This window comes from Pseudomonas sp. 313 (assembly GCF_000316965.1).
GTDB lineage: Bacteria > Pseudomonadota > Gammaproteobacteria > Pseudomonadales > Pseudomonadaceae > Chryseomonas > Chryseomonas benzopyrenica.
Map to the genome: position 1 here is coordinate 1 of NZ_ANBZ01000030.1, position 14,214 is coordinate 14,214.

9 protein-coding genes and 3 pseudogenes are annotated in these 14,214 nt (G+C 61.3%); 6 read left to right on the plus strand and 6 right to left on the minus strand.

The annotated features are described in order from the left end of the window. Window positions 1-136: 136 nt before the first annotated feature. From C722_RS0106520 to C722_RS0106525, 3 genes and pseudogenes are all read right to left on the minus strand, one after another. A complete protein-coding gene (locus tag C722_RS0106520; protein WP_007158801.1) occupies window positions 137-1,117 on the minus strand; it encodes an IS5 family transposase in 981 nt (326 codons plus the stop codon). A gap of 75 nt (window positions 1,118-1,192) precedes the next feature. After that, window positions 1,193-1,427, minus strand: a pseudogene (locus tag C722_RS25690) (methyl-accepting chemotaxis protein); the annotation flags it as partial. A gap of 176 nt (window positions 1,428-1,603) precedes the next feature. Next, window positions 1,604-2,584 (minus strand): IS5 family transposase, encoded by a 981-nt coding sequence (locus C722_RS0106525; protein WP_017639732.1) that lies wholly within the window; start codon window positions 2,582-2,584, stop codon window positions 1,604-1,606. A gap of 258 nt (window positions 2,585-2,842) precedes the next feature. Here C722_RS0106525 and C722_RS0106530 point away from each other — a divergent pair, with 258 nt between their 5' ends. From C722_RS0106530 to C722_RS26660, 6 genes and pseudogenes are all read left to right on the plus strand, one after another. After that, complete coding sequence (locus C722_RS0106530; protein WP_026083691.1) at window positions 2,843-5,011, plus strand: ornithine decarboxylase; 2,169 nt, start codon at window positions 2,843-2,845, stop codon at window positions 5,009-5,011. Further along, window positions 5,008-6,342, plus strand: coding sequence for a putrescine-ornithine antiporter (potE, locus tag C722_RS0106535; protein ID WP_017639734.1), 1,335 nt, complete (start codon window positions 5,008-5,010; stop codon window positions 6,340-6,342). Before C722_RS0106530 ends, potE begins: the two co-directional genes overlap by 4 nt. Before the next feature lie 30 nt (window positions 6,343-6,372). Continuing rightward, on the plus strand, window positions 6,373-8,694 hold the full coding sequence (locus C722_RS24680; RefSeq protein ID WP_037063316.1) for an Orn/Lys/Arg decarboxylase N-terminal domain-containing protein: 2,322 nt from the start codon (window positions 6,373-6,375) through the stop codon (window positions 8,692-8,694). 33 nt (window positions 8,695-8,727) lie between these two features. Next, complete coding sequence (locus C722_RS26545; protein ID WP_121757903.1) at window positions 8,728-8,859, plus strand: porin; 132 nt, start codon at window positions 8,728-8,730, stop codon at window positions 8,857-8,859. Between the two features lie 16 nt (window positions 8,860-8,875). After that, complete coding sequence (locus tag C722_RS24685) at window positions 8,876-9,496, plus strand: porin (protein ID WP_051226137.1); 621 nt, start codon at window positions 8,876-8,878, stop codon at window positions 9,494-9,496. An 81-nt stretch (window positions 9,497-9,577) separates the two neighbouring features. Next, window positions 9,578-10,045: pseudogene (locus tag C722_RS26660) on the plus strand (IS21 family transposase); the annotation flags it as partial. A gap of 39 nt (window positions 10,046-10,084) precedes the next feature. Here the strand turns inward: C722_RS26660 and C722_RS26145 are convergent. The 3 genes and pseudogenes from C722_RS26145 to C722_RS0106560 form a co-directional block, all read right to left on the minus strand. After that, window positions 10,085-10,219 (minus strand): annotated as a pseudogene (locus C722_RS26145) (IS3 family transposase); the annotation flags it as partial. Between the two features lie 39 nt (window positions 10,220-10,258). Then, window positions 10,259-13,225 (minus strand): Tn3-like element TnAs1 family transposase, encoded by a 2,967-nt coding sequence (locus tag C722_RS0106555; RefSeq protein WP_017639736.1) that lies wholly within the window; start codon window positions 13,223-13,225, stop codon window positions 10,259-10,261. Window positions 13,226-13,228: 3 nt separating this feature from the next. Further along, window positions 13,229-13,789: a recombinase family protein gene (locus tag C722_RS0106560; RefSeq protein WP_017639737.1), complete on the minus strand. Its 561-nt coding sequence runs from the start codon at window positions 13,787-13,789 to the stop codon at window positions 13,229-13,231. Window positions 13,790-14,214 lie beyond the last annotated feature (425 nt).

The following is a 14,214-nucleotide window of genomic DNA, read 5'->3' on the forward strand; positions in this document are numbered from 1 at the left end:
GCTTTCCGTTAGGGATGCTCCGAACAACTTGCCGCGCGGCAGCGGCAAGCCGAAAATTCACTCAGCAATCAGCGCTTTCCGCTGAAAATGGCCTGATGCAGCGTGTTTCGAGGGCATTTCCGCCCGGGTTTCCGTGTTATGCGCGCAACTCACCCATACCCATCAACTGTTTTCGAACCATCCAAAGATTTGAAAGAGCGAACAGCGTGGTCAGCTGAGCCGTGTTTTTGACCAGCCCACGAAAGCGCACTTTCACGTAACCAAACTGACGCTTGATCACTCGAAACGGGTGCTCGACCTTGGCCCGTGTTTGAGCTTTGCAGTACTCGATCTTGCGCTTGGCCTTGTAGAGCACGCTGCGTTTACCCACCTTGGAATAGGTGCTGCGCCGCGCCGCGATTTGCCAGATGACGTCACGATTTTCATGCTCTGCACGCTTCTCGACACCGGTGTATCCAGCGTCTGCAAAGACCGCATTTTCTTCGCCATGCAACAGTTCGGCGACCTGCGTGACATCGGCCACATTGGCCGCCGTACCATGAACATGATGAACCAGTCCTGACTCGACATCGGCGCCGATATGCGCCTTCATCCCGAAGAAGTATTGATTGCCTTTCTTGGTCTGATGCATCTCGGGATCGCGCTTTCCCTCCTCGTTCTTGGTCGAGCAAGGGGCGTGAATGATGGTGGCATCGACGATGGTGCCCTGGCGCAGAGACAGGCCTTTTTCCTGCAGATAACCGTTGATGACCGCGAGGATTGCAGGGGCCAGTTGGTGCTTTTCCAGCAGGTGCCGGAAGTTCATGATCGTGGTGTCTTCAGGTATCGGGGCGCTCAAGGTCAGGCGTGCAAACTGGCGCATGGGTGTGATTTCGTAGAGCGCTTCTTCCATGGCCGGGTCGCTCAAGGAGAACCAGTTTTGCAGCAGATGAATGCGCAGCATGGTGTCCAGAGGATAAGGTTTTCTACCGCCACCGGCCTTGGGGTAGAACGGCTCGATCAGGCCCAGCAGACCTGCCCAGGGCACGACCTGATCCATCTCGGCGAGGAAGCGTTCGCGGCGTGTCTGCTTGCGCTTGCCGGCATATTCGAAATCGGAAAAGCTCATCTGGCTCATGGGTGGCTCGGATCGGGGGGTAGGCGGATTTCACCACATTTGAGGACTTGTTCGGAGATTCCTTAGCAGTTACCACATTCTGGATTTCCACGGTGGCACTGCTAGTTCGAGCTGCCAACTGACGAACCTCGTCGGCTACTACAGCAAATCCTCGGCCCATTTCACCCGCTCGGGCAGCTTCAATTGCGGCGTTAAGTGCTAGTAAGTTAGTTTGTTCTGCCACGCCTTGGATGGTGGTAACAATTTTCTCGATATCTTTAGCCTGAGCATTTAGCTGTGTAATCAAAATAACCGCACCGTTTATTAAATTAAGTGTGCTCTGAGATAATTCAATTGAACTAGGGAGACGCTGAACAATTAATCCATTCCCACCGTCCCCATTTCCAAGCGATTTTTTCCAAACAACCGGCCTTATTTTACATTTTTAGGGTCGATTTTCGCCCTCATGTTGCTGATTGGCGGGTCAATCCCGCCTTGCAGACGGATTTATCCCGCCGCCCGTTGCAAATACCGCTTGGCCAGCATCAGATTGGCCAACCCAAACAGACTGAACAACTGCGCCGTATTCTTTTCCAGCCCGCGGTAGCGAACCTTACGATGATTGAAGCGCACCTTGATTACCTGGAATGGGTGCTCGACCTTGGCACGCAGTTGCGCCTTGGCGTATTCGATCTTGCGCCTGACCCGGTACAGCACACTGCCTTCGCCGTGTTGCTTGTAGCTGCTTGGTCGGGCTGCAATCGACCAGATAACGTCCCGTTCAGCATGCTCCGGTCGCTTGGCCGCGCCGGTGTATCCAGCGTCACCCGACACATAGGTTTCGACACCGTGCAGCAACTGGTCGACCTGAGTGACATCCGCCACGTTGGCGGCCGTTCCTACCACGCTGTGCACCAGCCCCGACGTGGCGTCGACACCAATGTGGGCCTTCATTCCGAAGTGCCATTGATTGCCTTTCTTGGCCTGATGCATCTCAGGATCACGCTTGCCTTCTCGGTTCTTGACTGAGGGCGGCGCAGCGATCAGGGTAGCATCGACGATAGTGCCTTCCTTGAGCAGTAGACCCCGGCTGGCCAGATGCAGGTTAATCGTTTCAAAGAGCACCCGCGTTAGCTGATGGGTCTCCAGCAAGCGGCGAAAACGCAGCAAGGTGGTGGCATCCGGTGCCGACTCGCGGCCCAGGTCGATGCCCATGAAACCACGGATGGCCTGACTGTCGTAGATGGCATCTTCGCAACCTTCATCCCCGGAGAAACCGAAACACTGCTGCACGACATACATGCGCAGCATGCGTGACAACCCAATCGCAGGGCGTCCGCGCTTGCCTTTGGTGTCGCTATAGAACGGCGCCACTTGCGCCTCCAGCTGTGCCCAGGGCACCAGCTGTTCAAGGTCAGCCAGGAAGCGATCTCGGCGAGTCTGCTTTTTCTTGCCGGCGTATTCGAGTTCGGAGAAGGTCTTCTGCACGCGCGTAACGCTCACGGAGAGGGTAGTGGGTTAAAGGTGGTCAGTGTGCCAAGGCTGGAGACGGTTGACTATTTTTGCAGCGTCTCCCTTGGTCAGATCCCTAATAAATTGACATCCGTCAATTTCTCTACGTTAATGTCGTTATATTATATTTGCATCTTCAAGTAAGCCATGTTCGCGGATTGTTCCTGCGAGGGAGCTTTGCTCGAGCAATTCCACCATGCATCCTGATTGTTAGCAGAAAAAGGCGGATATCTGATGTCTTTGTTTAAAGTCGCGGTTGATCCAGCGCTTGACGGCCTGTTTCTGACTGAATATGGGCAAGTCGATGTTTTTTCTACCGACTTTACGGACATCGCTGCCGCGGTTGCCCCCTTGGGCTCGCTGGCCCAGGTGGCAAGCCGAATCGAGCAGACCGGTTTTTCCGTCCCGCTGTTCGCCGCAGTCCAACCTGGCGAGTCCCTTCCCGAGAACCTGCTGCTGCGGGTAGCCGGCGTGATCCAACTGGGCCACGGCGGACGGCATTATTTCGGCCGTCAGATATCCGATGCGGCCAAGCGGTACACGGAGAATCTGCTGCCGCCGTTCTTCAAGGCGCTGAAAGACTACGTGCAGCGCGGCTACGTCGAATTCGACTGCCCGGGTCACCAGGGCGGCCAGTTCTTCGCCAACCATCCGTTGGGCCGGGTGTTCTTCGATTTCTACGGCGAAACCCTGTTCCGGTCCGACCTGTGCAACGCGGACGTCAAGCTGGGCGACCTGCTCATCCATGAAGGTGCCGCGCTGGAGGCCCAGCGCAACGCGGCAAGAATCTACAACGCCGACAAGACCTATTTCGTACTAAACGGTACATCGACGTCCAACAAGGTCGTCACCAGCGCGCTGCTTGCGCGCGGTGACCTAGTGCTGTTCGACCGCAACAACCACAAGTCCGTGCACATGGGCGCGCTGGTGCTGTCCGGCGCGCGGCCGGTGTACCTGGAGACGGCGCGCAATGCCTGGGGCTTCATTGGCGGTATAGACGCCAGCGCCTTCGACGAGCAGAGCATCCGCGCACAGGTGCGCGAGGTCGCGCCCGAGCGCGCCGACCTGCCGCGTCCGTTCCGCCTGGCGGTGATCCAGCTTGGCACCTACGACGGCACCATCTACAACGCCCGCCAGGTGGTCGACCGCATCGGCCATCTGTGCGACTACATCCTGTTCGACTCGGCCTGGGTAGGCTACGAGCAATTCATCCCGATGATGCAGGACTGCTCGCCGCTGCTGCTCGAACTGGGGCCGGACGACCCCGGCATCATCGTCACGCAGTCGGTACACAAGCAGCAGGCGGGTTTCTCGCAGACCTCGCAGATCCATAAGAAAGACAGGCACCTGGAAGGGCAGCAGCGCTTCTGCGACCACCGGCGCTTCAACAACGCCTACATGATGCATGCCTCGACCAGCCCGTTCTATCCCATGTTCGCGGCGCTGGACGTGAATGCCCAGATGCACGACGGCCAGGCCGGCCGCCGGTTGTGGCGCGATTGCGTGAAGATGGGCGTGGAAGCCCGCAAGCTGCTGCTCAAGACGTGCCGGCAGATACGGCCGTTCATCCCCCGGATGATCGACGACAAGCCCTGGGCGGATCACGACACCGAGGTCATCGTCGACGATCTGCGCTTCTTCCGCTTCCACCCGGCCGCAGACTGGCACGGCTTCGAGGGATATGCCGACAACCAGTATTTCGTCGATCCGTGCAAGCTGCTGCTGACCACGCCCGGCATCGACCGCGACACCCACGCCTATTCCAGCTTTGGCGTACCCGCTTCGATCCTGGCGCGCTACCTGCGCGAGAACGCGATCATTCCCGAAAAGGCGGACCTGTATTCCATCCTCTTCCTGCTTACGCCGTCCGAGTCCGCGGGCAAGCTGCAGCACCTGATTGCCCACATCGCGCAGTTCGAGCGCCACGTGGACAACGACGCGTCGCTGCGCGAGGTGCTGCCCTCGCTGTGCGCCGCCTACCCGGAGGTCTACGGCCACATGGGCATGCGCCAACTGTGCCAGCGCATGCACGATTTCTACCGCGGCCACGACATGAAGCAGTTGCAGACGCGCATGTTCCGCAAGGCGGAGTTCCCCAGCAAGGCCATGCTGCCCGTCGAGGCCAACGATGCGCTGGTGCGCAACGAGGTCGAGCTGGTTCCGCTGAGCGCTATCGACGGACGCATCGCCGCGGAAGGGGCGCTGCCGTATCCGCCCGGCATCCTATGCGTGGTGCCCGGCGAACGCTGGCAAGGCCCGGCGCTGGACTACTTCCGGGCGTTGGAATCAGGCATCAACGCGCTGCCGGGCTTCGAACCCGAGATACAGGGCGTCTATCTCAACCGGGAAGCGGACGGTTCGCGCCGCGCCTATGGCTACGTCGTGAAGGAAGCCTCCGCATGAGCACTGCCGCCACTGTCCACAAGATGGGGGTCATGCAGCTAACGCTGCTGACCGTGGTCAACATGATGGGCTCGGGCATCATCCTGCTGCCCACCAAGCTCGCCGAGGTGGGCACACTGTCCATTACTTCCTGGATCGTGACCGCGCTGGGGTCGCTGGCGCTGGCCTACGCCTTCGCCAAATGCGGCCGCTTCAACCGCAAGGCTGGCGGCATGGGCGGCTACGCCGAGTACGCCTTCGGCACGGCGGGCAACTTTCTGGCCAACTACACCTACGGCGTATCGTTGCTGATCGCCAATGTTGCCATCGCACTGACGGCGGTGGGCTACATGCAGGCCTTCTTCGGCTGGACGCTGTCGCCCGTAGCGGTGTCACTGGCTAGCATCGCGGTGCTGTGGCTGACCACCGTGCCCAACTTCGGTGGCGCGCGCATCACCGGCCAAATCGGTGCGGTCACGGTATGGGGCATCATCCTGCCCGTGGTCGGCATCTCGCTGATCGGCTGGTTCTGGTTTGATCCGCAGATTTACCTCGACGCCTGGAACCCTCGCAACATGGGTACGCTAGACGCCGTGTCGGCCTCCATCTCAATCACGCTGTGGTCGTTTCTGGGTCTGGAGTCGGCCTGCGCCAACGCCGACGCGGTGGAAAACCCCGAGCGCACCGTGCCCATCGCCGTGCTGGTGGCCACCATCGGGGTGGCGCTCATCTACATCGCATCGACCAATGTCGTCGCCGGCATCATTCCCAACGCGGAACTGATCAAATCCAGCGCACCCTTCGGTCTGGCCTTCTCGAGAATAATGTCGCCGGCCGCTGGCCAGGTAGTGATCGCGCTGATGATCATCGCCTGCTTGGGATCGTTGCTGGGCTGGCAGTTCACGGTGGCGCAGGTATTCAAGTCGTCGTCAGATGTCGGCTACTTCGTGCGCCTATTCGGCAAAGCCACGGCCAAAGGGACGCCGGTGGTCGGCATGATCATCTTGACGTTGGTGCAGACGGGGCTTGCCATGATGACCATGAGTCCTTCGCTGTCCGAGCAGTTCAACTTGCTGGTCAACCTGGCGGTGGTGACTAACCTGGTGCCGTACATCCTGAGCATGTCTGCGCTGGCGGTCATGATGAAAGCCTACGGCGCGGGGTCGCGCGAGTACTCCCTGTCGCTGTCCATGGCCTTCGTCGGCAATGCGTACAGCTTCTATGCGTTGTACAGCTCGGGCCAGGAGGCCATGTTCTGGGGCGCGTTGGTGACCTTCTTCGGCTGGCTGCTCTATGGCACGGTTTCCCACAAGTTCGATCTGGTACGCAACCAGGACCAGAAGGCGGTCTGACAGCGGCCTCAACGCAGCAAGGAGTACAAAATGTCAACTCTTTCCCGGCGGCTGGGCATGAAGGGCCTGCTGGTGCATGAAGACTATGACAACGCCACCGCGGCCGGCCGCGCCGTGCGCGGCATCGCACTGGAACTGGAGCAGCGCGCCGTCGAAGTGCTGGTGGCGCGCTCGGGCGACGATGCCCGGGCCGTCATCCAGTCCGATCCCATGATCCAGTGCCTGCTGCTGAACTGGGACCTGGATGGCGACGAAGACCATGGCCAAGCCATGGGAGTGCTAGATGCCGTGCGCGAGCGAAACGCCACGGTTCCCATCTTTCTGCTGGCCGACCGTAGCAGTGCCTCGCAAGTGCCGGTGCAGGCCATGCAGAAGGCGGACGATTTCATCTGGCTGCTGGAAGACACCACGGTCTTCATCGGTGGACGCATCGTCGCCGCCATGCAGCGCTATCGCGAAGCCGTGCTGCCGCCCATGTTCGGCGCGCTGGCGCGCTTCTCGCAGGTCTACGAATATTCCTGGCACACGCCAGGCCACACCGGCGGCACGGCTTTCCTGAAGTCGGGACCAGGCCGTGCGTTCTTCGATTTCTTCGGAGAGAACCTGTTCCGCTCCGACCTGTCCATTTCCGTGGGCTCGATGGGGTCGCTGCTGGACCATTCCGGTCCGATCGGCGCCGGAGAGGCCTATGCCGCGCGCGTGTTCGGCGCGCATCGCACGTATTATGTGACCAACGGCTCGTCCACGTCCAACCGGGTCATCCTCATGGCCAGCGTGACGCGCGGTCAGATCGCACTGTGCGACCGCAATTGTCACAAGTCGGTAGAGCACGCCATGACGCTGTCAGGCGCCATTCCTACTTACCTTGTACCGTTGCGCAACCACTTCGGGCTGATCGGCCCCATCCCGCCCGAGCGGCTAACGCCCGCCGCCATCCGTCGCAGCGTGGCCGACAATGCGCTGGTGGTAGAGGGCATCGATCCGGCTCCGGTCCACGCGATCATCACCAACTCCACCTATGACGGGCTTTGCTACAACGTGTCACGGGTGGAGGAACTATTGGGCGGCAGCGTCGACCGGCTGCATTTCGACGAGGCGTGGTACGGCTACGCCCGCTTCAATCCGCTGTACCGTGAACGCTACGCCATGCACGGCGACCCCGCACAGTACGTCGGCGACAGGCCATCGGTATTCGCCACTCAGTCCACCCACAAGCTGCTGGCGGCCCTGTCTCAGGCGTCCATGATCCACGTGCGCGACGGCCGCAGGCCCATCGAACACTCGCGCTTCAACGAGGCGTTCATGATGCACGCCTCGACGTCGCCGAACTACGCCATCATAGCGTCTAACGATGTCAGCGCGGCGATGATGGACGGCCCGGGTGGAGCGGCGCTTACCGGCGACTCCATCCGCGAGGCGATTGCATTCCGGCAATTGCTGGCTCGCATTAGTGCAGAGTTCGCCGCCAAGGGCGACTGGTTCTTCGACGTGTGGCAGCCCGACCTGGTGACCGAAGTGAATGGTGGTGTTACGCGCCCATTCCATGCTGCCGATGCGGAGCAACTAGCCACGGACGCGTCTTGCTGGGTATTGAGGTCTAACGCCGCGTGGCACGGCTTCGGTGCGATCGAAGACGGCTACTGCATGCTGGATCCAATCAAGGTGTCCGTCATCACACCCGGCATGGGGCAGAACGGCCTATTGCCGGTCGGCATTCCTGCTGCGGTGGTTACTGCTTATCTCGCACGGCAGGGCATCGTCGCCGAGAAGACCACAGATTTCACTATCCTCTTCCTGTTCTCCATGGGTGTCACCAAGGGCAAATGGGGCACGCTGGTCAACGCGCTGCTGGATTTCAAGCGCGACTACGATGCCAACGCGCCCCTGCAGCAGGTACTGCCGGACCTAGTGTACGACTATTCGGGCCGCTATCAGGACATGGGCTTGCGCACGCTCTGCGACAGCATGTTCGGCGCCATGGCCGAGCTGCGTACGACGCACAGCATGTCTCAAGCGTTCTCCACACTGCCCGAGCCCGCGCTCAGCCCGGTGCAGGCGTATGAGCACCTGGTGCGCGGTGACATTGAAGAGGTCGGACTGGATGCAATGGCCGGCCGCGTGGTCGCCACCGGCGTAGTGCCTTACCCGCCGGGCATCCCCCTGATGATGCCCGGCGAGAACGTCGGCCCACTCGATGGCCCCCTGCTGACCTACCTGAAGGCCTTGCAGGACTACGACCTGCGCTTTCCCGGTTTCGAGCATGACATCCACGGCGTGCGCAAGGAGGACGGTGCGTACATGGTCTCTTGCGTCGCAGGTTCGCAGCCCAGCCTGGAGCCGACTTCCCGCTAAGCCTTCCTGTCCTTGTTCCCGCGAGAACGCGTAATGAGAAAAATAATGTTTGCCGCTGCCCTGGCGGCGGGCGCCGGCGTGGCGCAGGCCGAACCCACGATCACCCTGTACGGGCTGATCGACACCGGCATCAGCTACTACAAGGTCGATGGTGGGGGGGTATGATCACAGCCATCTAGGCATGACCACTGGCAACCAGGACGGGTCGCGCTGGGGCCTGCGCGGCAGCGACGACTTGGGCGATGGGCTGCGTGTCGAATTCGTGCTGGAAAGCGGATTCGATTCCACCAATGGCCAACGCGACCAGAACGGGAGGATGTTCGGCCGTCAGGCCACCATCGGCATTGCCCACGACGCCTGGGGTAGCCTGGAGTTCGGGCGGCAGCAGAACATGGCGTCGCGCTACCTGGCCGACATCGACCCCTTCTACACCAGCTACACGCAGGCCAACATGGGGTTGGGTTTCAGCGCCGCCAACACGTACCGCCTGGACAACATGATCATGTATCGCACGCCCTCGATCGGCGGGCTGGAGCTGGGCTTGGGCTACTCCTTTGGCGTGGACGGCACCGACGCTGGCCAGCGCGGTTTCGCGACCGCCGACAATGCGCGCGGTATCACCGCTGGCGTGCGTTACCTGGGCGGCCCGTTGAACGTCACGCTGACTTTCGATCAACTGCGTGGCAGCCACGCACAAGGCAGCGACACCACGCCGCGTCAGTACGCCCTGGGCGTTGCCTACGACTTTGAGGTGATTAAGCTGGCGGCTGTTTACGCCGACCGAAAATTGAGCCACTTGTAGGGATCGCGCCGACTGAAAACTGAGCCGGGTAATCAACCTATCCTGCTAGTTTTTCACGCAGGGTGTTTGGGGATGATCCCGATGACGATGATTGGCAAGGTGCGGCGGATGTTCCACCGCCAGAACAAGTCGGTACGCGAGATAGCGCGTCTCACAAGCCTGTCGCGCAACACGATTAGCAAATACCTGAACATGGATGTTCAGGAAGAGCCGAAGTATCAACGTCGCTCGCAGTCGACCCGGCTGACGCCGTTTCATGGAGCGCTGGTGCAGGCACTCACCGTGGACGCACGGCGGCCAAAGAAGGAGCGACGCACCGCCTGGATGCTGTTCCAGGAGATCAAGGCAAGCGGCTACGATGGCTGCTATTCGCGGGTAACCGATTTCATCCGGGCCTGGCGGCAAGGCGAAGGCAAGGCGGTTTCGAAGTCGGCGTTTGTGCCGTTGCAGTTCGAGCTGGGCGAAGCGTTTCAGTTTGACTGGTCCGAGGAAGGTCTGGTTATCGGCGGCATTTACCGCAAGCTGCAGGTGTCGCACATGAAGCTGTGTGAACCGCCCCGGGTTTGTCGGAGACCGCCGAGTTTGGCGCTACGCCGCGCGAGCGGGGAGCGCCACGTTCCGATTGTAGACTTCCTCTGCTTCTGCCGGCGACACGTACCCAAGCGGGCTGAGCAGGCGATGGTGGTTGTACCAGTGAACCCATTCGAGCGTTGCAAGTTCGACATCCTGGGGGAGCTCGCAGAATTCGGAAAAAATCGTACGCTAAGGTTTTCCGGGCATCCGTAGGGGCCGAAACTTCCCGTCTTCCAGTCTGCGGCTCTGCCGCCAGACGTAATCGCCGGTTAGGTTGATGTGCTCCCAGCCCAGCGGCGACAGGAATTGCAGCAGCTCGCCGTCCACCGGCTTGCCGGCCTCGACCAACCCCTGGGTGGCGCGCTCCAGGTACACCGTGTTCCACAGCACGATAGCCGCCGTCACCAGGTTGAGGCCGCTGGCCCGGTAGCGCTGCTGCTCGAAGCTCCGATCCCTGATTTCCCCAAGGCGGTTGAAGAACACCGCCCTGGCCAGCGAGTTGCGCGCCTCACCTTTGTTCAGGCCGGCATGCACGCGGCGGCGCAGCTCAACACTTTGCAGCCAGTCCAGGATGAACAGCGTGCGTTCGATCCGGCCCAGTTCGCGCAGGGCGACAGCCAGGCCGTTCTGACGCGGATAGCTGCCGAGCTTGCGCAGCATCAGCGAGGCGGTAACGGTGCCCTGCTTGATCGAGCTGGCCAGGCGCAGGATGTCGTCCCAATGAGCGCGCACGTGCTTGATGTTCAGGGTGCCACCGATCAGCGGGCGCAGCGTCGGGTAGGCCTGCACGCCCTGCGGCACGTACAGTTTGGTTTCGCCGAGGTCGCGGATGCGTGGCGCGAAGCGGAAGCCCAGCAGGTGCATCAGGGCAAAGACGTGATCGGTGAAGCCGGCCGTGTCGGTGTAGTGCTCCTCGATCCGCAGGTCGGATTCGTGGTACAGCAAGCCGTCGAGCACATAGGTGGAGTCGCGGACGCCGACATTCACCACGCGGGTGCTGAACGGCGCGTACTGGTCGGAGATATGGGTGTAGAACAGCCGTCCCGGCTCGCTGCCGTACCTCGGGTTGACGTGCCCGGTGCTTTCGCCCCGGCCGCCCGCGCGGAAGCGCTGGCCATCGGAGGACGAGGTGGTGCCATCGCCCCAGTGGGCGGCAAAGGCATGGCGGTACTGGTGGTTGACCAACTCGGCCAGGGCCGCCGAGTAGGTTTCGTCGCGGATGTGCCACGCTTGCAGCCAGGACAGCTTGGCGTAGGTCAGTCCGGGGCTCGACTCGGCCATATTGGTCAGCCCGAGGTTGATTGCATCACCGAGAATCGCGGACAGCAGCAACGTCCGGTCTTTGGCCTCGGCCCCGTCCTTCAGGTGGGTGAAGTGGCGGCTGAAGCCCGTCCAGTCGTCCACGTCCATCAGCAGTTCGGTGATCTTGATGCGCGGCAGTAACTGACTGGTCTGGTCGATCAGCGCCTGCGCCCGATCCGGCACCGCCGCATCCAGCGGGGTGATCTTCAACCCGGACTCGGTGAGGATGGCATCGGGCAGCTCGTTGTCCTTGGCCAGGCGGGCGACAGTGGCCAACTGCTCGTCCAGCAGCTGCAAGCGCTCTTCCAGATACTGGTCGCTGTTCGGGTTGATCGCCAGCGGCAGGGCCTGTTCCCGCTTGAGCGCGGCGAACTTCTCGGCCGGCAGCAGGTAGTCGTCGAAGTCGCGGAACTGCCGCGAGCCCTTGACCCAGATGTCGCCGGAGCGCAGGGCGTTCTTCAGCTCGGACAGGGCGCAGATTTCGTAGAAGCGCCGGTCGAGGCCTTCCGGGGTGATCACCAGTGGCTTCCAGCGCGGCTTGATGAAGGCGGTGGGAGCATCGGCCGGCACCTTGCGCAGGTTGTCGGCGTTCATCTCGCGCAGCGTCTGCACGGCTGCCAGCACGCCCTGCGCGGCCGGGGCGGCGCGCAGCTCCAATACCTCCAGCAGAGCCGGCGTGTAGCGGCGCAGGGTGGCGAAGTTCTCGCCGACCAGGTGCAGGTGGTCGAAGCCTTCCGGCCGGGCCAGCAGCTCGGCTTCGCTGACGCTCTCGGTGAACTCGTCCCAGGGAATCACCGCCTCGATGGCGGCATAGGGGTCGCTACCGCTTTCCTTGGCCTCCAGCAGCGCCTGGCCGATCTTCGAGTACAGGCGCACCTTGTCGTTGATCGCCTTGCCCTGCTTCTGGAACTGCTGCTGATGCTTGTTCTTCGCGCCGCTGAACAGCTTGACCAGGATGCGGTCGTGCAGATCCACCAGCTCATCAATCACGGTTGCAGTGCTCTCCAGCACCACGGCGGCCAGGGTCGCATAGCGCCGCTGCGGCTCGAACTTGCCGAGGTCTTTGGGCGTCATCTGCCCACCCTCGCGGGCCAGCTTGAGCAGGCGGTTCTGGTGGATGTGCCGGCCCAGGCCTTCGGGCAAGGCCACCAGCTGAAATGTCTTCAGCCGCTCGATGTGCTCAAGCATGTGCCGGGAGTTGGGTTTCAGCGGTGCCTGGCGCAGCCAGGTCAACCAGGTGATGCTGCTGCCGGCCTTGAGCTTCAACAGTTCGTCCAGCTTGGCCCGATGCGAGTCCGTGAGAGGTTCGACCAGGGCACGGTAGACCCGCCGATTGGCCCGCGCAATGGCTTCCGAGCAGGCCCGGTCAATCACGCTCAGCGCCGGCAGGATGCGCCGCTTCTGCCGCAGGCTCTCCAGCGCCTGACCGGCCAGCAACAAGCTCTTGTCGGTCTGCTGGGCCAGTTCGGTCAACTCACGCACCAGGGCGCGGAAGTCGGACAGGCCGAACGGGGCTAGTTGCAGGTAGGTGCGCAGCTCCAGGGCGTGCTCGCGGCGGGTCACGTCGCGCTCGCCGTACTTTGCCCAGCTCGTCGGATCGGCCTGGATTTGCTTGGCCACCCACAGGATGACCGGCTCGGGCAGCACGCTGTCGGTGCCCAACGCATAGCCGGGGTAGCGCAGCAGGCAGAGTTGCACCGCAAAGCCCAGACGGTTGGCGTCGCCGCGCCGTTGGCGGATCAGCGACAGGTCGGAATCGTTGAAGGTGTAGTAGCGGATCAGGTCATCCTGGCTTTCCGGCAGCGCGAGCAGGGTGTCCCGCTCCGTGGCAGAGAGGATCAAACGACGCGGCATGTGTCAGTCGTCCGTGCGGAGGTACTGGTAGAGAGTTTCCCGGCTGATGTTGAACTCGCGGGCAAGCTGCGCCTTGGACTCGCCGGTCGCCGCTCGCTGCCGCAGGGTAGCAGCCTGCTCATCGGACAGGGCTTTCTTGCGGCCCCGGTACGCGCCACGCTGCTTGGCCAAGGTGATGCCCTCACGTTGCCGCTCGCGGATCAAGGCGCGCTCGAACTCAGCGAAGGCCCCCATCACCGACAGCATCAGGTTGGCCATCGGCGAGTCCTCGCCAGTGAACACCAGACCCTCCTTCAGGAACTCGATGCGCACGCCGCGTTGAGTCAGCTTCTGTACCAAGCGACGCAGGTCATCGAGGTTGCGGGCCAGCCGATCCATGCTGTGCACCACCACTGTATCGCCTTCGCGGACGAAGCTCAGCAGCGCTTCGAGCTGGGGGCGCTGGGTGTCCTTGCCCGATGCCTTGTCGGTGAACACCTTGCTCACCTGGGTTTGTTCCAGCTGGCGTTCCGGGTTCTGGTCGAAGCTGCTGACCCGGACGTAGCCGATGCGGTGCCCCTGCACGATGTCTCCTTGGTTGAAGGCGGCTTAAATGCACTTTCTGTTCCGTTGTGCCTCAAAGCCCATTTCTGTCAGGCTGAAATCCATGACCTTTGCAGGCATGTGTCAAAAAATGCGAAAGATGACTCTATTCTGACGAAGCGGCGCGGCCCTGCCTGACATCCAGTTAGGGTATAGCTCAATATGACACATGGCTGCAAATCGCTAATTTACCAACTATAAAGAGCTATGCTCTCAAGAAGCGGTTGCGCTAACCGATACAGTATAAATTAGGCTCCAAGTATTATTTCATTTGCACAAGGGTTATGATTATGTTTTTCAATAAAAGCAAACAACTGCTGGACACAGAAAATAAGCTCTCAGAACTACAGTGGCAGCTTGATTCAATAAATCGAAATGTCGCGGAAATCAGATTCAGGCCAGACGGG

Excerpts from the sequence above, each read along its gene's own strand:
- C722_RS0106520 (WP_007158801.1), bottom strand. The coding sequence starts at position 1,117 with ATGAGCCAGATGAGCTTTTCCGATTTCGAATATGCCGGCAAGCGCAAG.
- C722_RS0106530 (WP_026083691.1), top strand. The coding sequence starts at position 2,843 with ATGTCTTTGTTTAAAGTCGCGGTTGATCCAGCGCTTGACGGCCTGTTT.
- potE (WP_017639734.1), top strand. The coding sequence starts at position 5,008 with ATGAGCACTGCCGCCACTGTCCACAAGATGGGGGTCATGCAGCTAACG.
- C722_RS24680 (WP_037063316.1), top strand. The coding sequence starts at position 6,373 with ATGTCAACTCTTTCCCGGCGGCTGGGCATGAAGGGCCTGCTGGTGCAT.
- C722_RS26545 (WP_121757903.1), top strand. The coding sequence starts at position 8,728 with ATGAGAAAAATAATGTTTGCCGCTGCCCTGGCGGCGGGCGCCGGCGTG.
- C722_RS24685 (WP_051226137.1), top strand. The coding sequence starts at position 8,876 with ATGACCACTGGCAACCAGGACGGGTCGCGCTGGGGCCTGCGCGGCAGC.
- C722_RS0106555 (WP_017639736.1), bottom strand. The coding sequence starts at position 13,225 with ATGCCGCGTCGTTTGATCCTCTCTGCCACGGAGCGGGACACCCTGCTC.